At 65.4% G+C, this 13,240-nt stretch carries 14 protein-coding genes and 2 pseudogenes; 6 read left to right on the top strand and 10 right to left on the bottom strand.

The features are described 5' to 3' along the window. Positions 1–262 precede the first annotated feature (262 nt). Positions 263–871 (bottom strand): pyridoxamine 5'-phosphate oxidase family protein, encoded by a 609-nt coding sequence (locus JQX13_RS12950; protein ID WP_203409308.1) that lies wholly within the window; start codon positions 869–871, stop codon positions 263–265. Next, complete coding sequence (locus tag JQX13_RS12945; protein WP_203409307.1) at positions 859–1,965, bottom strand: iron-containing redox enzyme family protein; 1,107 nt, start codon at positions 1,963–1,965, stop codon at positions 859–861. Before JQX13_RS12945 ends, JQX13_RS12950 begins: the two co-directional genes overlap by 13 nt. A 547-nt stretch (positions 1,966–2,512) precedes the next feature. Between JQX13_RS12945 and JQX13_RS12940 the strand changes: the two genes are divergently transcribed. Further along, positions 2,513–3,181 (top strand): hypothetical protein, encoded by a 669-nt coding sequence (locus JQX13_RS12940; protein WP_203409306.1) that lies wholly within the window; start codon positions 2,513–2,515, stop codon positions 3,179–3,181. A 38-nt stretch (positions 3,182–3,219) separates the two neighbouring features. Here JQX13_RS12940 and JQX13_RS12935 read toward each other — a convergent pair whose 3' ends face one another. Further along, complete coding sequence (locus JQX13_RS12935) at positions 3,220–4,545, bottom strand: glycoside hydrolase family 16 protein (protein ID WP_203409305.1); 1,326 nt, start codon at positions 4,543–4,545, stop codon at positions 3,220–3,222. Between the two features lie 223 nt (positions 4,546–4,768). Between JQX13_RS12935 and tnpA the strand changes: the two genes are divergently transcribed. From tnpA to JQX13_RS55880, 4 genes and pseudogenes are all read left to right on the top strand, one after another. Next, on the top strand, positions 4,769–5,149 hold the full coding sequence (gene tnpA / locus JQX13_RS12930; protein WP_203409304.1) for an IS66-like element accessory protein TnpA: 381 nt from the start codon (positions 4,769–4,771) through the stop codon (positions 5,147–5,149). Positions 5,150–5,284: 135 nt separating this feature from the next. Next, positions 5,285–5,992: an IS66 family transposase zinc-finger binding domain-containing protein gene (locus JQX13_RS12925; protein WP_203409066.1), complete on the top strand. Its 708-nt coding sequence runs from the start codon at positions 5,285–5,287 to the stop codon at positions 5,990–5,992. Then, a pseudogene (gene tnpC, locus JQX13_RS55885) lies at positions 5,938–6,788 on the top strand (IS66 family transposase); the annotation flags it as partial. The gene JQX13_RS12925 and the pseudogene tnpC, both read left to right, overlap by 55 nt. Then, positions 6,774–6,959: a transposase domain-containing protein gene (locus JQX13_RS55880; RefSeq protein ID WP_343211149.1), complete on the top strand. Its 186-nt coding sequence runs from the start codon at positions 6,774–6,776 to the stop codon at positions 6,957–6,959. The pseudogene tnpC and the gene JQX13_RS55880, both read left to right, overlap by 15 nt. 66 nt (positions 6,960–7,025) lie before the next feature. On the opposite strand, the pseudogene JQX13_RS12915 reads toward JQX13_RS55880, so the two are convergent. The 7 genes and pseudogenes from JQX13_RS12915 to JQX13_RS12885 all read right to left on the bottom strand — a co-directional run. Beyond that, a pseudogene (locus tag JQX13_RS12915) lies at positions 7,026–7,677 on the bottom strand (isoleucine--tRNA ligase); the annotation flags it as partial. Between the two features lie 84 nt (positions 7,678–7,761). Continuing rightward, positions 7,762–8,088 carry a DUF4150 domain-containing protein gene (locus tag JQX13_RS12910; RefSeq protein ID WP_430384172.1) on the bottom strand — a complete coding sequence of 109 codons (327 nt, stop codon included), beginning with the start codon at positions 8,086–8,088 and terminating at the stop codon, positions 7,762–7,764. 59 nt (positions 8,089–8,147) lie between these two features. Continuing rightward, positions 8,148–9,167, bottom strand: coding sequence for a DUF2169 family type VI secretion system accessory protein (locus JQX13_RS12905; protein WP_203409301.1), 1,020 nt, complete (start codon positions 9,165–9,167; stop codon positions 8,148–8,150). Between the two features lie 19 nt (positions 9,168–9,186). Continuing rightward, positions 9,187–10,488 (bottom strand): TIGR02270 family protein, encoded by a 1,302-nt coding sequence (locus JQX13_RS12900; RefSeq protein ID WP_203409300.1) that lies wholly within the window; start codon positions 10,486–10,488, stop codon positions 9,187–9,189. A 163-nt stretch (positions 10,489–10,651) separates the two neighbouring features. Further along, a complete protein-coding gene (locus tag JQX13_RS12895) occupies positions 10,652–11,011 on the bottom strand; it encodes a hypothetical protein (RefSeq protein WP_203409299.1) in 360 nt (119 codons plus the stop codon). Between the two features lie 36 nt (positions 11,012–11,047). Then, positions 11,048–11,590: a hypothetical protein gene (locus tag JQX13_RS12890; RefSeq protein WP_203409298.1), complete on the bottom strand. Its 543-nt coding sequence runs from the start codon at positions 11,588–11,590 to the stop codon at positions 11,048–11,050. A gap of 13 nt (positions 11,591–11,603) precedes the next feature. Next, entirely contained in the window at positions 11,604–12,638 is a 1,035-nt protein-coding gene (locus JQX13_RS12885; protein WP_239014723.1) for a hypothetical protein, read from the bottom strand. A gap of 63 nt (positions 12,639–12,701) precedes the next feature. On the opposite strand from JQX13_RS12885, the gene JQX13_RS56260 reads away from it, so the two are divergent. Beyond that, positions 12,702–13,064 carry a zinc-binding dehydrogenase gene (locus JQX13_RS56260; protein WP_430384204.1) on the top strand — a complete coding sequence of 121 codons (363 nt, stop codon included), beginning with the start codon at positions 12,702–12,704 and terminating at the stop codon, positions 13,062–13,064. The last annotated feature ends 176 nt before the right edge of the window (positions 13,065–13,240 follow it).

Below are 13,240 nucleotides of genomic sequence, written 5' to 3'. Positions count from 1 at the left end.
CCCATCGATTGGATGTGCACCCGTCTAGCGCGATTGAATCAGCCGTGGCAACCAGGCCTCGCCACTCACGAGGGTGGTTGGTATCCAACAGCCCAGAGAAGGTGTCAGACGATTCGAGTTTGGCGCCTACCGCCGTTCGAGGATGGCATCACCGGCAATGGGCCGGTCCTCCTCCAGTCAAGGATGCGGTCTGTGGCAGCGATGTGCTGTACAAATCCCCTGCACAAATCCTCTGACACCTTCTGCGGCCTTCAGGCGGACCTCAGCCCTCTGTCGGCTCCGGTCGCGAGGGAGAGGCAGGGTCGGAGAGCACAAACGTCTCATCGAAGGAGGGCAGCCCGTCGATGCTGGTCCGGTTCCACCGGTCGCGGTAGGCGGCCAGGCGTTGGCTGCCCAGGTTGTGGGCCCAACGGGGGATAATGTCGCGCTCTCCGACGTACCGCATGAGAGGTACGCCGGTGCCACAGGACTGCGAGACCCGGGCGACCGTGACGAGGACGATGGCGCGCACGCCGTCGTGGGGCGCGTCGGGGAAACGGTCCAGCCATGACGCAAACGCTGGCGTGGCTGCGGCGATGGCAGCGCCGGTACCGTGGATCCGTACGAGCCTCGGCGCACCCTCGAAGGCGCAGAACATCAGGACTATGCGACCGTTTTGTCGTAGGTGGGCGACCGTCTCGGCGCCGCTGCCGACGTAGTCGAGATAGGCGATGGTGCGCTCATTCGCCACATGAAGGGTGCCACGCATGCCTTTGGGGGAGATGTTGACATGGCCCCCTGGACCGTCGCACGCGGTGCCGACGAAGAACACCGGTTGGGCGGCGATGAACTCGATGGTCTTTGGGTCGAGGGCCTTCGTTACCTTCGCCATGGTGTCTCCCGCGCGTCAGAAGAACGGGTCATGGACAAGAGCTCGAGCGCGGTCGCGCTGCGCTCAGACCTGAACTTCGCCAACATCGCGTCGTAAAAGTCGGCGCACGTGTTGAGCCGTAGCTCGGCTCCAGCGAGCACTGCGGCTGTCATCTCCGGCGCGGCGGTCACCGCGGAGAGGGTGACGTTGTCCAGCCAGCCGCTGCCATGTGCGCGCTCGAGCTCGACGTGGACCTGGAAATACTCGCGGCTCTCGGTGTCCCACAGGCCGGTGCGTCGGAGGCCCTTGAGAACCTTTTCGTTGTGGTCGGGGTCCAGCGCCTCGCTCGCCCCCATCGCCCCAAGGTACTCGAAATGCAGCCGCCGGTTGAGGCCGAGGAGGAAGAACACGTTATACCCGGCGAGCGCTTCCCAGCCCATGCTGCGGGCCACCTCGTCCGGATCGGCGGTGTACCCGACGGAGTTCATTGAAGCCAGGACCAGGCCGGTGTGGCCTTGAGTACCAGGGGCGGCGTTCTCGTCGACGAGGTTGTCGACGATCTCGCGCCGCATCCGGTCGCTGGTCAGGCCCACCAGCGCGAGCGCGATGAGATCGAAGAAGCGCAGGTTGAGCAACCCGCTCCAGGTCACGTACCGGCCGAACTCGGCGCGGGTCGCCTCGTCGGCGAGGTAATCCGACAGCGGATGGGCGCGGACCCGGTGCTCGGCGAGCAGCCTGCGGTGGGCGGCGAGGAATTGCTCCGGCCCCGAAAGCCCGCCCTGCGAAAAGGTCAGTCGGGAGCGTTCGCGACGCTCCCAGGCCCGCTCCAGGAGGCGGCGTATCTGGACCAGTGTCGGGTCGAACTGGTTGACCAGGACCTCCTGGGCCGGGGTCCGGACATTCTGCTCGTACAGGCGGTACAGCGTGCGGTGCGCCACGAGGAGGGCGGCCGGCTCGGACTCGACAAACGCACGATGAGCCACGTTTCTCGTGGCGTTGAGGATACGAACGCGAAGGGTCGGCTCGCTATCGAACAGCGACTCCAGATCGTCAATCGCGAGCAGTTCGTTGACCCAGGAGTCAAGCGCTGGCTCTGGCTCAAGTGGAGTCGTCATATGTGCATACTGAGATTGAATAACCGTCATGTTCTGATTTCGTCAGGGCGACTGTTCACAGCTCTCCCTGCACACGCTGTGCCGGAGAGCACCGCTCGCCCCTGCGCTGCATTTTAGAGGGAAACACGAGGAGACAGACCCGTCGCGGCGTGTCGATTGACGTGCCAAAGGTGGGCAATGACACTGCGATGACGTGTCATTGACGTGTCAGCCAGAACCCGGCACGTTCGTGCCGCCGCAATGTATAGCTCGGTGGCCTCCACGCCGGTGGATGGCCAGCCGCCTCATGACTGCTAGACGCAATGCCCGTGTAATGAGGTGAGTCAAAATGTTTGACAATTGAGCGCTGTGCATGGTACAGTGTGTCCAAGTCAATGAATGTCACCAGGCGCTTCCCGAGCGGGGTGTCTCATCCTGTGATGCATTGATTCGACTGGAAAGTCAGATGTCCGCGGCGCTGGATATGGTTGGAGTTGCCTCGACCACGTAACAGCGGCTCAATGAAGTCATCGACAGCCGCTACTCGCCCCATCCCTTCGAGGAGGGCGTGGAGTCCCAAAACGTGCGGCCGCTGCTCCAGAACTTTCTGGCCCTATCCCAGGCGTTCCCCTACCTGCTGGCCGGAGCGCAGAAGGAGCTCATCTTCGACGCCATGGAGAACGACCGGGACGTTCCCGTCGAGGTGGAGATCACCTCGGTGGTAGGCAACTACCTGTGCTGGGACGAGACGGGTGGCCACTTCACGCTCACCCGGCACGGCATCTCCGGGCTGCCGCGCATCCTCGAGACGCACAAGACGTTCCACGCCAACCACCTGCGCCGCTACATCGAGCGGCTGGTGGGCACGGCGAAGCCCAGCTACAGCCCCGTGACACGCGAGTATCTCACGGACCTCTACGAGGGCCTGTCGAACAGCTCGGCCCTGGAGCGCTGCGCGACGCTGGCGGCCTTCGCGCTGCATGGCCACCGGCTGGTCAACGGGCTGTGGCGCTCGCTCACCGCGAGCTACCCGGACGTGCAGAAGGAGGAGCAGAGCTACTTCCTCATCCACGTGGGCGAGGATGATCCGGCCGAGCCCTACCACATCGCGCTCACCAGCGGGATGCTCGAGCGGCTGGTTCCGCCGGCCCAGCAGGAGGAGTTCCTGGAGCGCTTCGAGGTGCGCTACGCGCGCAACGTGGCCTGGTGCCGCGCCATCCGGACGCTGCGCGAGTAGACCGCCAGCCCTCCCGCGCGCTTGGCGTGAGCCCAGGCTCAGGGACTGGTGGGTGGACCCGCGTACCAGCGCACGTAGTCCACCTCGAGCACCTGCGGGAACGTGGTGTTCGAGGGATCTCCCCCGATGTCGCCGAGCGCGAGGTTGAGCAGCACGTAGTTCGGCTGATCAAAGACCCAGGTCTCGCCGGAGCCCCGCGTGTACGTCATGCGCTTGACGCGGTCGACGTACCACTCCACGCGCGTCGAGTCCCAGAACATCCCAAACGTGTGCCAGGCATCGCCGACATTCGCGGGCGCCATGTCGACCAGTCCCCCGTTCGAGTCCCACCCGTATGAGAGTCCGGGTGCGTGCAGGGTGCCGTGCGCCTGCGTCGGGGCATCCCCTTCGCCCTCGAACAGGTCGAACTCGCCGTTCGCCGGCCACTCCCCCGTGCTCCCCATCATCCACGCCGCGGGCCACGTGCCCTTCCCGGTGGGGGCCTTGAGCCGCACCTCGACGTAGCCGTACTGGCGCTCCATCAGGCCCTGGGTCTGGAGCCGCGCGGAGGTGTAGTCCCGGGTCACGCCGTCCTCGCCCGTGTAGCGCTCGCGCCGGGCAATGATTCGCAGGTGCCCGTTGCCATCGAGCTGGCAGTTCTCCGGGCGCGCGGTGTACTGCTGGAGCGTCCGGCCATGGTCCCACATGCCGCCTGTCTCGAGGTTCCACACCGCGGGATTCGGGAGGCTCCCGGCGAGCCCGTCGAACTCGTCACTCCACAGGAGCACAGGCTCGGTCGAGACCTTCTGTAGGCTCACCGCGTCAGCGAGGAAGGCGTCACCCGCGACGGCATTGTCCTGGAGGAGGTACACATCCAGCGTGTCGCCCGTCTGCTGCACCGTGGCCTGCACAGAAAGCGTCTGGAACGCCGTCTTCAGGGACACGGGCTCGGACTCCCAGACGCTCACGATGGCGCCCGAGGCGTTCCGCTCGCGGAGCACAATCACCAGGGGCTTGCCGACGGCGCTGCTGCTGCCGGCCGCAACCGAGGCGGAGGCCTCATACCTCGTTCCCGCGACGGCGCTCGGCACCGTGTCCGGCGAGTCATCCAGCGAGTAGAGGGTGCCGGTGCTCCTCGTGACGCGCGCGACGTAGCTGCCGCCAGGCGCCGCCGTCGAGGTCTCTCGGAGGAGCGTCCCCTGCCAGCTTGCCCAGCCCGCGGTGCCGGTCTCGAAGGAGGGGTTGCTCACGAGGTTGCTCGCCGCGAGCTCCGCTCGCCGCGGCTCGAGCGGCTGCGAGGGCGCGTCGTCTACGCAGCCCAGGGCTCCCGTCTGGAGCGCGGCGGTCCACCAGAAACGAGCGAGTGAGGAGTGTTTGGATGGCATGGGTGACCTCTCGGATGGGGACGCATCGTGGAAGAATCTCACCGAAGACACAGGCTGCGGCCAGATGGCGCATTTTCCCCATCAACCGCCAGCGACGTACGTCGTCCGCATCCGCGCCCTTCGGGAAGGCAATGTGGACCTGTACAAATCGTAAGCGCTCGGCGGACCACACCTTCCGAGAGAAGGGAGGGCCGTGCAGCGTTGCGAACCAGGAGGAGTGGACATGGGACGCAACGCGGAAGAAGTGGGAGCACCACTGGCGAGGGCAGCGGCGAGCAGCTACTGGTCGGAGTCCGAAGCACGGGCTGTGCTCGAGGCGTATGAAGAGAGCGGGTTGTCGGTGGCGGAGTTCGCCCGCCGCCATGGGCTTGGGCCGCAGCGGCTGAGGTGGTGGAAGAAGCGGAGGAGAGAGGAGGCGAGCCCGGAGCGCTCCTTCGTCCCGGTGCACGTCGCGGCGCCGCCGTCGAGGGAAGAGCGGGAGACAGCGGCGGGCGCAGCCAGCATGGAGGTAGTGCTGGCCAGGGGCCGACGCATCCGGGTGGAGCCGGGTTTCGACGCGGACGCGCTGGCGAGGTTGGTGAGGGCGCTGGAGGAAGCGTGCTGACACTGCCCTCCTCGGTGCGAATCCACCTGGCGAGCCGATTTGAAGGCCAGCGTGCGTCGGCCGCGCTGGCAGCCCCCACCTGTGGAGTCACCTGTGAGAGAAAACCTCTTGCGTTGAGGGGCCGGGCCGTGGCTCATGTCGCGCGTCATGAGCGGTGAGGCCCCCGGCAAGAAGAGGACGGACGTGCACGGGGTGGCGGCGCTGCCGCGGGGGCTGCTGGCCGAGGGCCAGGAGGAGCAGGCCATTGAGCTGGTGGTGGGGCTGCTGACACAACTGGTGGAGAAGAACGCCGAGTTGGAGTTGCGCCTGCTCAAGGCGATGCGCCAGCGCTTTGGCCGCACCAGCGAGAAGCTGTCGGCCGAGCAACTCTCGCTGTTTCTGACACAGCTGGGACAGGAGGACGCCGGTGCTCAGCAGGCGCAGGCGGCGACGCCTGGTGCCGGGGACGCGGGCCTCGCGCAGGGCGCTCCACCCGCGTCCGAGCCGCCGAACAAGGAGTCGCGGAAGAAGGAGCGCAAGGGACACGGACGCCGCCCGCTGCCCGCCCACCTGCCGCGCGAGCAGCGCGTCCACCAGCCCCCGCCCGAGGCGCTGCGGTGTGAGGCGTGCGGGCGGGACAAGTCTCGCTGTGGCGAGGAGAAGAGCGAGACATTGGAGTGGGTGCCCGGCCACTTCAAGGTGATTGAGGAGGTGCGTCCCAAGTACGCCTGCCGGCCATGTGGCGACGGGCTGGTGGTGGCACCTCCCGCCGACAGGGTGATTGAGGGGGGTTGCCAGGGCCGGGCCTGGTGGCACACGTGCTGGTGTCCAAATACAAAAACAGCCTGCCGCTGCACCGGCTGAGCGCAATGTACGCGCGCCAGGGTGTGGAGTTGCGCACCTCGACGCTCTCGGACTGGGTGGCGGCGGGGGCCGACCTCCTCCAGCCACTGGCGCGGGAGGTGGGCCAGAGGGCGCTGGCCTCGCACGTGCTGCGGAGCGACGACACGCACCTGAAGGTGCTCGACAAACAGCACCCCAATGGCCTCAAGCGCGGGCACATGTGGGTGTACCTGGGGGACGCCACCTGGGCGGCCTTCGTGTACACGCCGGACTGGAAGCAGGAGGGGCCGCTGTCCTTCCTGGAGGGGCGCACCGGCTGGCTGCTGGTGACGGGTACAAGGGCTACGACAAGCTGTTTACGCGCGAGGGCGCCACTGCGGTGGAGGTGGGGTGCTGGAGCCATGCCCGGCGCTACTTCGTCGAGGCGTTGGAAGCCGGCGGCACGCGGGCGGCGCTGCCGCTCAGTCTCATAGGCCGGCTCTTCGAGGTGGAGCGCGAGGCCAGCGAGCAGCAGGTGGACGAGGCCGAGCGGCTGCGCAGGCGCGACGTGCTCTCGCGCCCCATTACCGAGCAACTGGGACGCTGGGTGGCCAACACCTACAACGCGGAGCCCCCGAAGAGTCCACTGGCCCAGGCGTGTCGCTATGCCCTCAACCAGTGGACGGCGCTGCTGCGCTTCCTGGAAGACGCACGGCTGCCACTGCACAACAACGCCTCGGAGCTGCGGCTGCGGGAGATTGCCGTCGGCAGGAAGAACTACCTGTTCGCCGGCAGTGACGCGGGCGCCGAGCGCGCCGCGTGCGTGTACACGCTGGTGGCCACCTGCGTGCTGGCGGGCGTGGACCCGCAGGCGTACCTGACCGACGTGCTGGAGAAGCTCTCCCGGGGCTGGCCGCGGCGCCGGCTCGAGGAACTGCTGCCGCCCATGTGGAAGGCGTCGCGCGAAGCCGCCGCTCAGGCTCCCTCTGTCTCGCCCGCGACCACCTGAGCGCCGCCCCTCCCTCTCGAACCAGGCCGCGCGCCCCTACCACATCTCCGCCTCCACGCTGCACCGCCGCTCCTTGAGCTCGCGCTGAATCTCCTTGTCCGCGTCCTTGACGAAGCGGCCGGAGAGGTGGGGGAAGTCCTCGGAGAAGGTGCCGTCCGGGCGGATGGCGCAGAACATCTCCAGGGCCTCGGGCCGGGCGAAGCGGGTGCGCTCGTGGCGGAAGGCCTCGTAGTCGTCCTCGCCGAAGGCCGGGGCGATGTGGACGATGCCCGTGCCGCTGGAGAGGGTGACGAAGTCCGCGCCGATGACGCGCCAGGCGGGCGAGTCCGTGCCCCCGTTGGCGAGCGGCAGTTCCGTGTCGCCCACGCGCTGGAAGTACACGTCGTAGGGCGGGATGTAGCGCCGGCCCACGAGCGAGCTGCCCTTGAGCGTCTCCAGGACGGGCAGCTCCTTCTTGAGCTTCTTGCTCAGCTCCTCGCGCAGGGCGGCGGCGACGATGAGCTTGCGCTCGCCGGCGTCCACGGTGACGTAGTCCACCGCGGGGTTGACGGCGGCGTACATGTTGGACGGGAGCGTCCAGGGCGTGGTGGTCCAGATGAGGAGCGCGGTGTCGGTAGAGCAGGCCCTTGCGGAACAGCTCGGCGAGCGCCCACCAGACGCTCTCCACGTAGCTGCGGTGGTAGGTGACGTAGGCGTCCGGGAGGTCCACCCAGAAGCCTGGACAAATCCTCTGACACCTTTGCGGCTACTCCACCTACAAACTGCACGCGCCTCTGGTTGTGGCCGCCCCCGTCGCGGCCCGCTAGCCCATCGTGTTCTTCTTGTTATGGAAAAGCGGATCTCCCAGCCGACACACATTCTTGCCTTCGAACTTGACGTCGAAGGAGTACATCATGAACTCCGCGGGTCCCTTGGTGGAACTGCTCATCACTCCACCGCCGGCCGTGCCCGCCTCATCGCCCACGGATGTCTGATATTGGGCGCCCTTCACCGCGGGCATTTTGCCGTTGATGGTGACCGTCTTCGGTCCTTTTGACGTGTCTGAAGACTTCGCCGTATTGGGGTAGGGAATGGGGACCGGCCCTCCGGGGGAGGGCGTCTTGCAGACATCCGGCAGAACGATGCTCATGCCCCCGCTCCCACCGTGAGCAATTCCCCGTCCATTGGCGTACGCTTTCGTTCCCATGTTTAGGCTCCTTTGAGCTTCTCGAGCTGGATGTGGACCTCGCGCACCTTCAGGACGCGCTTGTCACAATGTAAGGCTCCACGCCACGTCATGCACACCCGGGAATCTAACGGTTCGAGCAGCACCGTTTCCAGCCGCAGGGCGGGTTTTTCCTCGGCGCGGTCCAGTAGGACGCGGACGTGGAATGAACACACGGGCAGCTGGAATTGGAGCACGCCCATCGGTGAGAGGTTGACGAGCTTCACCGGCTCGCCGCCCACCAGGGGGTTGTGGCTGTGCAGTCCTGGAGAGGCGACCTGGAAGAACTGCTGCTTGAAGTCAAGTGGAAGGTAGGGGGCCCGCCGGGTCTGCCAGGTTTCGTCGTAGGTGCCCGCCAGGGAGCGGCGAGGCTCCCACCCCGGAGCGATGCATCCGACCCCGGCGGGGGCTGGAGCATCCGAGATGCTGCCAATCAGGTGCTGCGGGTCCTCCAGGTTCGGCAGGGGCACGCCTACCATATCCGAGGCGCTCCGCTTCCCTCGGAAGCCCTTGCCCACGGGGTTGCGGGAGTCGAAGAGGACCTTGCCCTGCTTCGGGTCGACCTCGTGCTTGCCGCCGAAGGCACGCTCATAGACGAGTGGCATGGTCCGGAATGGCATGGGCGAGGATATCCGCGGCGAGAGCACTCCGCCCTGCCAGGTCCGGTCTCCGAAGACTTGGATGCCCTTGCGCAGGGCGCCCACCTGCAGGGCCACGAAGCAGGAGTCAACCGGGCGCGGCGAGTGGGCCTCGCCCACCAGCACGACGTCCGTTCCGGGCTTCATCAGATGGGCCTCGCTCGCGTACTTCACGCTTGACTGCCCAGGCTCGCCCCAGTACTCGTCTGCCATTATCACGGGGCGTTGCTCCCGCGCGATGGCTAGCGTCCCGGCCCACAGTTCAAACGTGGCCTTCACCACGACGTACGCCGTGTCCACGCCCTGCTCGTCGGGGAAGAGGAAGAGATGGGTGTTGAAGGGAGTCTGGTTCTTGACCTGAAGCACTTGAAGTCTCCTGCTTCGTTCAGCCGCCGAGAGTTCGCGAGAACATGGAGGCATTCAGATGCGTCTGGGTGGCCCGGGCTCTTGCCAATCCCGCGTACTGCTGCTTGGTAAAGGCGCGCGTCTGGATGAGGCAGGTGCCTTGGCTTCGGACGGCCAGTTCCAGAGCGTGCGCGTGCCGACGCCGCATGGGTCCCCGCTCGAGTTCCCCCAGCAAGCCGTCGACGCTGAACGCCACCCCGCGCATGTAGCGCCACTCCCGGTTGAAGTTCTTCCGGGCCTGCGACCACCAGGCGGTTACTGCCTCGCGGTCCGGCACCGGTAGGGCATCCTCTGGCTTGGGCCCAAGGTCGCGCTCCAGATCCTCCTCCAGGGGCGGAAGTGACTCCTCCTCCTGCTCCTGCATCACGTACGATGCCGCTAGCTCTAGCCCGGTCATGGCGCTGAAGGCCTCGCCAGCCAGGGCTGCCATGGGCTTCTTCTCCATCAGTTCCAGACACGTCTCCATGGCCTTTACCTGGCCGCTGAACCCCAGTGCGAAGAGCGCACTTCCGTCGGCTCCGTTGGACAGGGCCCGTGCGACCAGAAGCTCGATGTCCTGCTCCTTCCCAGCGAGCGCTAGCAGCAGCAGCGTGTCCCGGCCGACCTCTCCGCGTCCTTCCACGGCCTTGCGGCACGCCTCCCAGGCTGCCCGCGAGCCCGAGATCGCCCCCGTCGCGATGGCTGCCTCCCGGACCCTGGGCCGTCCATCCGCCAACAGCCGGGGGAGTTCCCGGGAGAGCAGTTCTTGAGTCAAGGGCCGCAGGCCCCGAAGCGCTGCCACCACGACCTGTTCGTCTGGGTGGGAGAGGAGTTCCACGCACGTTGCTGGAGGCAACTTCCCCTGGAAGGCGAGAACCTCAAGAGCCAGCGCCTGGTGCGAGGCACTCCCGTCCTTCAGCAGCGGACGCAGTGCCGTGCCGACCTCCTCGCGCTCGTTCAGTTCCAGCGCCCGTCCCAGGGCGGCGAGCGAGTCCTGGGGGGCCGCCCGCAGCAACTCCGTTACCTCGGCGGGCTCTAGCAGCCCCGGCTCGGCCAGCAGGGACCAGAGGGCGGCGGACTGGCGCGGCGCTTCCCCTGATTCCAACGCCGGCTTCAAGAGCGCCTCGGCCACGAGCTCGCCCCCGAGCACCAGCCCATCTAGATGAGCCAACAGCCGTTTTTCCAACTCGGCCGATCCTTCAAGGTTGAACTCCGGCGCCACCAGAGAGTGCTCCCACCGCGACCACAAGAAGGTCGCCTCGTCGAGGTGCTCCTCGTAGACGTCCATCATCACTGAAGCCATGGTTCCTTCCCCTCTGTTCCGCTCGTAGATGGCGATGGTTGAGTGAGGAGTCACCCTCTCGGTAGCGGCTGATTCCATGGCCACCAGGAAGTAGCTGTCATCCAGAGTCCCTGGATACTTCCAGTGCCTACCGTCGCTTCATCCCAGGAGAGGCGGCTGCGCATCATCCCCCCCCACCACCGCCTCCTCCCTTCACTGCGGAGAGTCTGGGCTCTCGTCCCAGCAGGAAGAGAACGTACCCGACAGCATCTATTTCCTTCTCGCTGCCGTCATAGTCGAAATCCGCGGTGGTATCGATTGACAGGCCGAACTGACATCCGCTCGCTGCCGCAACGGATTCCGGCAATGCGAAAAATACGAACTTGAGTCCGAAGCACCGGGAGACGAAGTCTTCCCCCTCGTCCTCTGGTGTTGAGATGTCCTTGACGAAGCGCGGGATTTCCAAGGCCCGAGCGACGAGCCCGGCTGTCTCATCAAGAGGCAGCTCGGACTTTATCCTGATATCTCCAAATGCGTAGAACATGCAGCATCCTTCCTGTGCATCTGTGAGCAACTCGGGTCACCAGATCACAATGATGGCCCCGTGCTGCGTGACGTAGTTCTGGTCTCTCGGGTGCCACACACGAAATCCGAACTCGTTCTTCATGTGGGTCAGCTCCGCTCTACCTGTCAGCGCTCGCCTGAGCGAACTCTGAAGTGCGCGAAGGTTACGATCGCGGCTCCCCCAGCACCTCCCCTTATCGTCTTTGGGGAGTGTATCGAACAGCTTTTTTGAAATCAGGAATCCATCGATGTCGTACTTCGTTCCACACTCGCCCCGGATATCGGGCTCGTATCCGTAGTGAGGCTTGTTCCTATTCCCAACGACTCCCGCGGCGACACTACCCCGATAACCCAGGAGTGCCGCTGCATCGAGCGCTTTGACCTCGACCTTGAAACCCGAGAATACCTCCTGGATTGCCCTGCGAACCTGACCCAGGGTGGGTTCTTTCTTCTTCCAAACTGCCCCACATACGGGGCATTCTCGCGGCGTTTCTTGCTCATCGGGGTCTTGCGACTGGTCCCCACTGGCAACCGAGACTGATTCCCCCACCTCTGGCATTGATGCCTCGTCGTTACGCTGTCTGTACCATGGTCGCAGCCCGAGCCTCTTTATCGGAGGAGCACCACACCAGGCAAGGTGACGGACGATATTGTCGCTGGATTCCGATGGCTGCGAGACTCATCAGAATGGCTCCAAGTGCCGCTCCCGGATCACCAATGTACTCGATGGGATGCGCCATGAGATGGTCGGGTTCGAAATGCCGGGAGTTCCTCAGGTAGGCCACACCCCATTCCTTGGCCCAGAAGTTTTCCCCATTCAGACCGGCATATACACATCTGACCTTGTGTGTGTTGACCGGAAGGGAGGCGAAGAGATCGCGAAAGGCATCGGCCAATCCATCACCTCGATGAGGCTCCTCGCTGGAGAAGTGTCCTTTCTCGGTGCCGATACCGACACCTGTTATGCGCGCGATTGGGTTGAGCTTGAGGTATCTACCTGCACCAGGAGAGCCCAGGAGCAGGAAAGCCGCCCCTTCTCCTGGGATGAATCCGTCGGAGGGTCCCCGTGTGTGGAGGAGCCGCCCTTGCGAGTCCAGAGCATCCAGCAAGTCCAGATCGAAGTAGGTATCCACGCCCCCCACACAAACGGTAGCGAGCCGATTCGTGTTGAGCATGTCCAGTGCATGCTGGAGGGCCAGAAGAACCCCTGCCCTGCCTTCCCTGATGAGTTTGCTCCGACGTAGGTCGAGTTCCACCCCGGTCTGCACGACCAGATGCTTGAGGAGGGATTCTTGCGAGGGCTCGCGCCCGTCCGGATGCGGCTCGGGCAAGGCCAGCAAGAGCGGAGGTGGCGGCATACGCTTCCATCCTTCGGAAACCTCTCGCAGTGCCAGGGTCGCCAGCCTCAGCATACGTCGGTGCCACGCCGTCAGTTCCTGCAGATCTTCCAGGGACGCCTCTAGCGGTGGGATGTACTCCTCACCTACCAATCCCAGGCGAATTGAATCACCACGCTGATCGTAGACTGTCGATTCTTTGATCCGCGTGATCCCTGCCCGGATGGCGGCCGCCGTGCTCGCGGCGTTCAGACCAACGGGCGTCGTCATCCCAATCCTCAGAATCTCCGCTGATTGACCGTGCTCCATACCAACCGAACCCATTTCTGCGGCATGGGAGGTGCGGCCGCCCGCGATAATTTATCTGGGAGGCCAGTCTTGTCCACTGCTGCTCGAGAGGGGAGGGCGCGTGGCCCTCGTTTCTCTTCTGTTCGCAATACCTCGGCCGCTGCGCGCGCTTCATGGCCCTGGCGCCTCGGAATGCACGGGGGCGGATGGGCAGCGCCCGTTCCGGGGGCCGGGGCATTCACCGGGTTTGAGTTGAATGGCCAGGGGAGCGGTACGCCGCACCGCCTGACGACTCCAGCCTGCATCAAGCCGGTGATCGACTTGAGCTTCCCGCTTGAAGGCATTGCCGACGCCTTCCGCCGCCAGGAGTCGGGTCGCCACTTCGGCAAGATCTGCCTCGAATGGTGAGCCGAGACTGCTTCGGCGACGACAAACGCCTCCTCCACTCCCAGCCCGCCGTAGCGGAACGCGCTAGCCTCGACCTCCATGTCCGAACGCGTGCACATAGAGGGTGCGCCGGGTTCCTGGGAGCGGCGCCTCTCCATCGAGGACGTGCGCCGTCAGCTCGAGGGCCGCCTCGAGAC

This window comes from Archangium violaceum (assembly GCF_016859125.1).
In the GTDB taxonomy this organism is placed as follows: domain Bacteria; phylum Myxococcota; class Myxococcia; order Myxococcales; family Myxococcaceae; genus Archangium; species Archangium violaceum_A.
The sequence above is the reverse complement of the archived record's forward strand: the minus strand, read 5'-3'. Positions and strand labels throughout refer to the sequence as shown.

What these genes read in the sequence shown, in the direction of transcription:
- JQX13_RS12950 (WP_203409308.1), bottom strand. Translation starts at nt 871, where the DNA reads ATGGCGAAGGTAACGAAGGCCCTCGACCCAAAGACCATCGAGTTCATC.
- JQX13_RS12910 (WP_430384172.1), bottom strand. Translation starts at nt 8,088, where the DNA reads ATGAGCATCGTTCTGCCGGATGTCTGCAAGACGCCCTCCCCCGGAGGG.
- JQX13_RS12925 (WP_203409066.1), top strand. Translation starts at nt 5,285, where the DNA reads ATGTCGCGCGTCATGAGCGGTGAGGCCCCCGGCAAGAAGAGGACGGAC.
- JQX13_RS12945 (WP_203409307.1), bottom strand. Translation starts at nt 1,965, where the DNA reads ATGACGACTCCACTTGAGCCAGAGCCAGCGCTTGACTCCTGGGTCAAC.
- JQX13_RS12900 (WP_203409300.1), bottom strand. Translation starts at nt 10,488, where the DNA reads ATGGCTTCAGTGATGATGGACGTCTACGAGGAGCACCTCGACGAGGCG.
- tnpA (WP_203409304.1), top strand. Translation starts at nt 4,769, where the DNA reads ATGGGACGCAACGCGGAAGAAGTGGGAGCACCACTGGCGAGGGCAGCG.
- JQX13_RS56260 (WP_430384204.1), top strand. Translation starts at nt 12,702, where the DNA reads ATGGGAGGTGCGGCCGCCCGCGATAATTTATCTGGGAGGCCAGTCTTG.
- JQX13_RS12890 (WP_203409298.1), bottom strand. Translation starts at nt 11,590, where the DNA reads ATGCCAGAGGTGGGGGAATCAGTCTCGGTTGCCAGTGGGGACCAGTCG.
- JQX13_RS12895 (WP_203409299.1), bottom strand. Translation starts at nt 11,011, where the DNA reads ATGTTCTACGCATTTGGAGATATCAGGATAAAGTCCGAGCTGCCTCTT.
- JQX13_RS12885 (WP_239014723.1), bottom strand. Translation starts at nt 12,638, where the DNA reads ATGACGACGCCCGTTGGTCTGAACGCCGCGAGCACGGCGGCCGCCATC.
- JQX13_RS12935 (WP_203409305.1), bottom strand. Translation starts at nt 4,545, where the DNA reads ATGCCATCCAAACACTCCTCACTCGCTCGTTTCTGGTGGACCGCCGCG.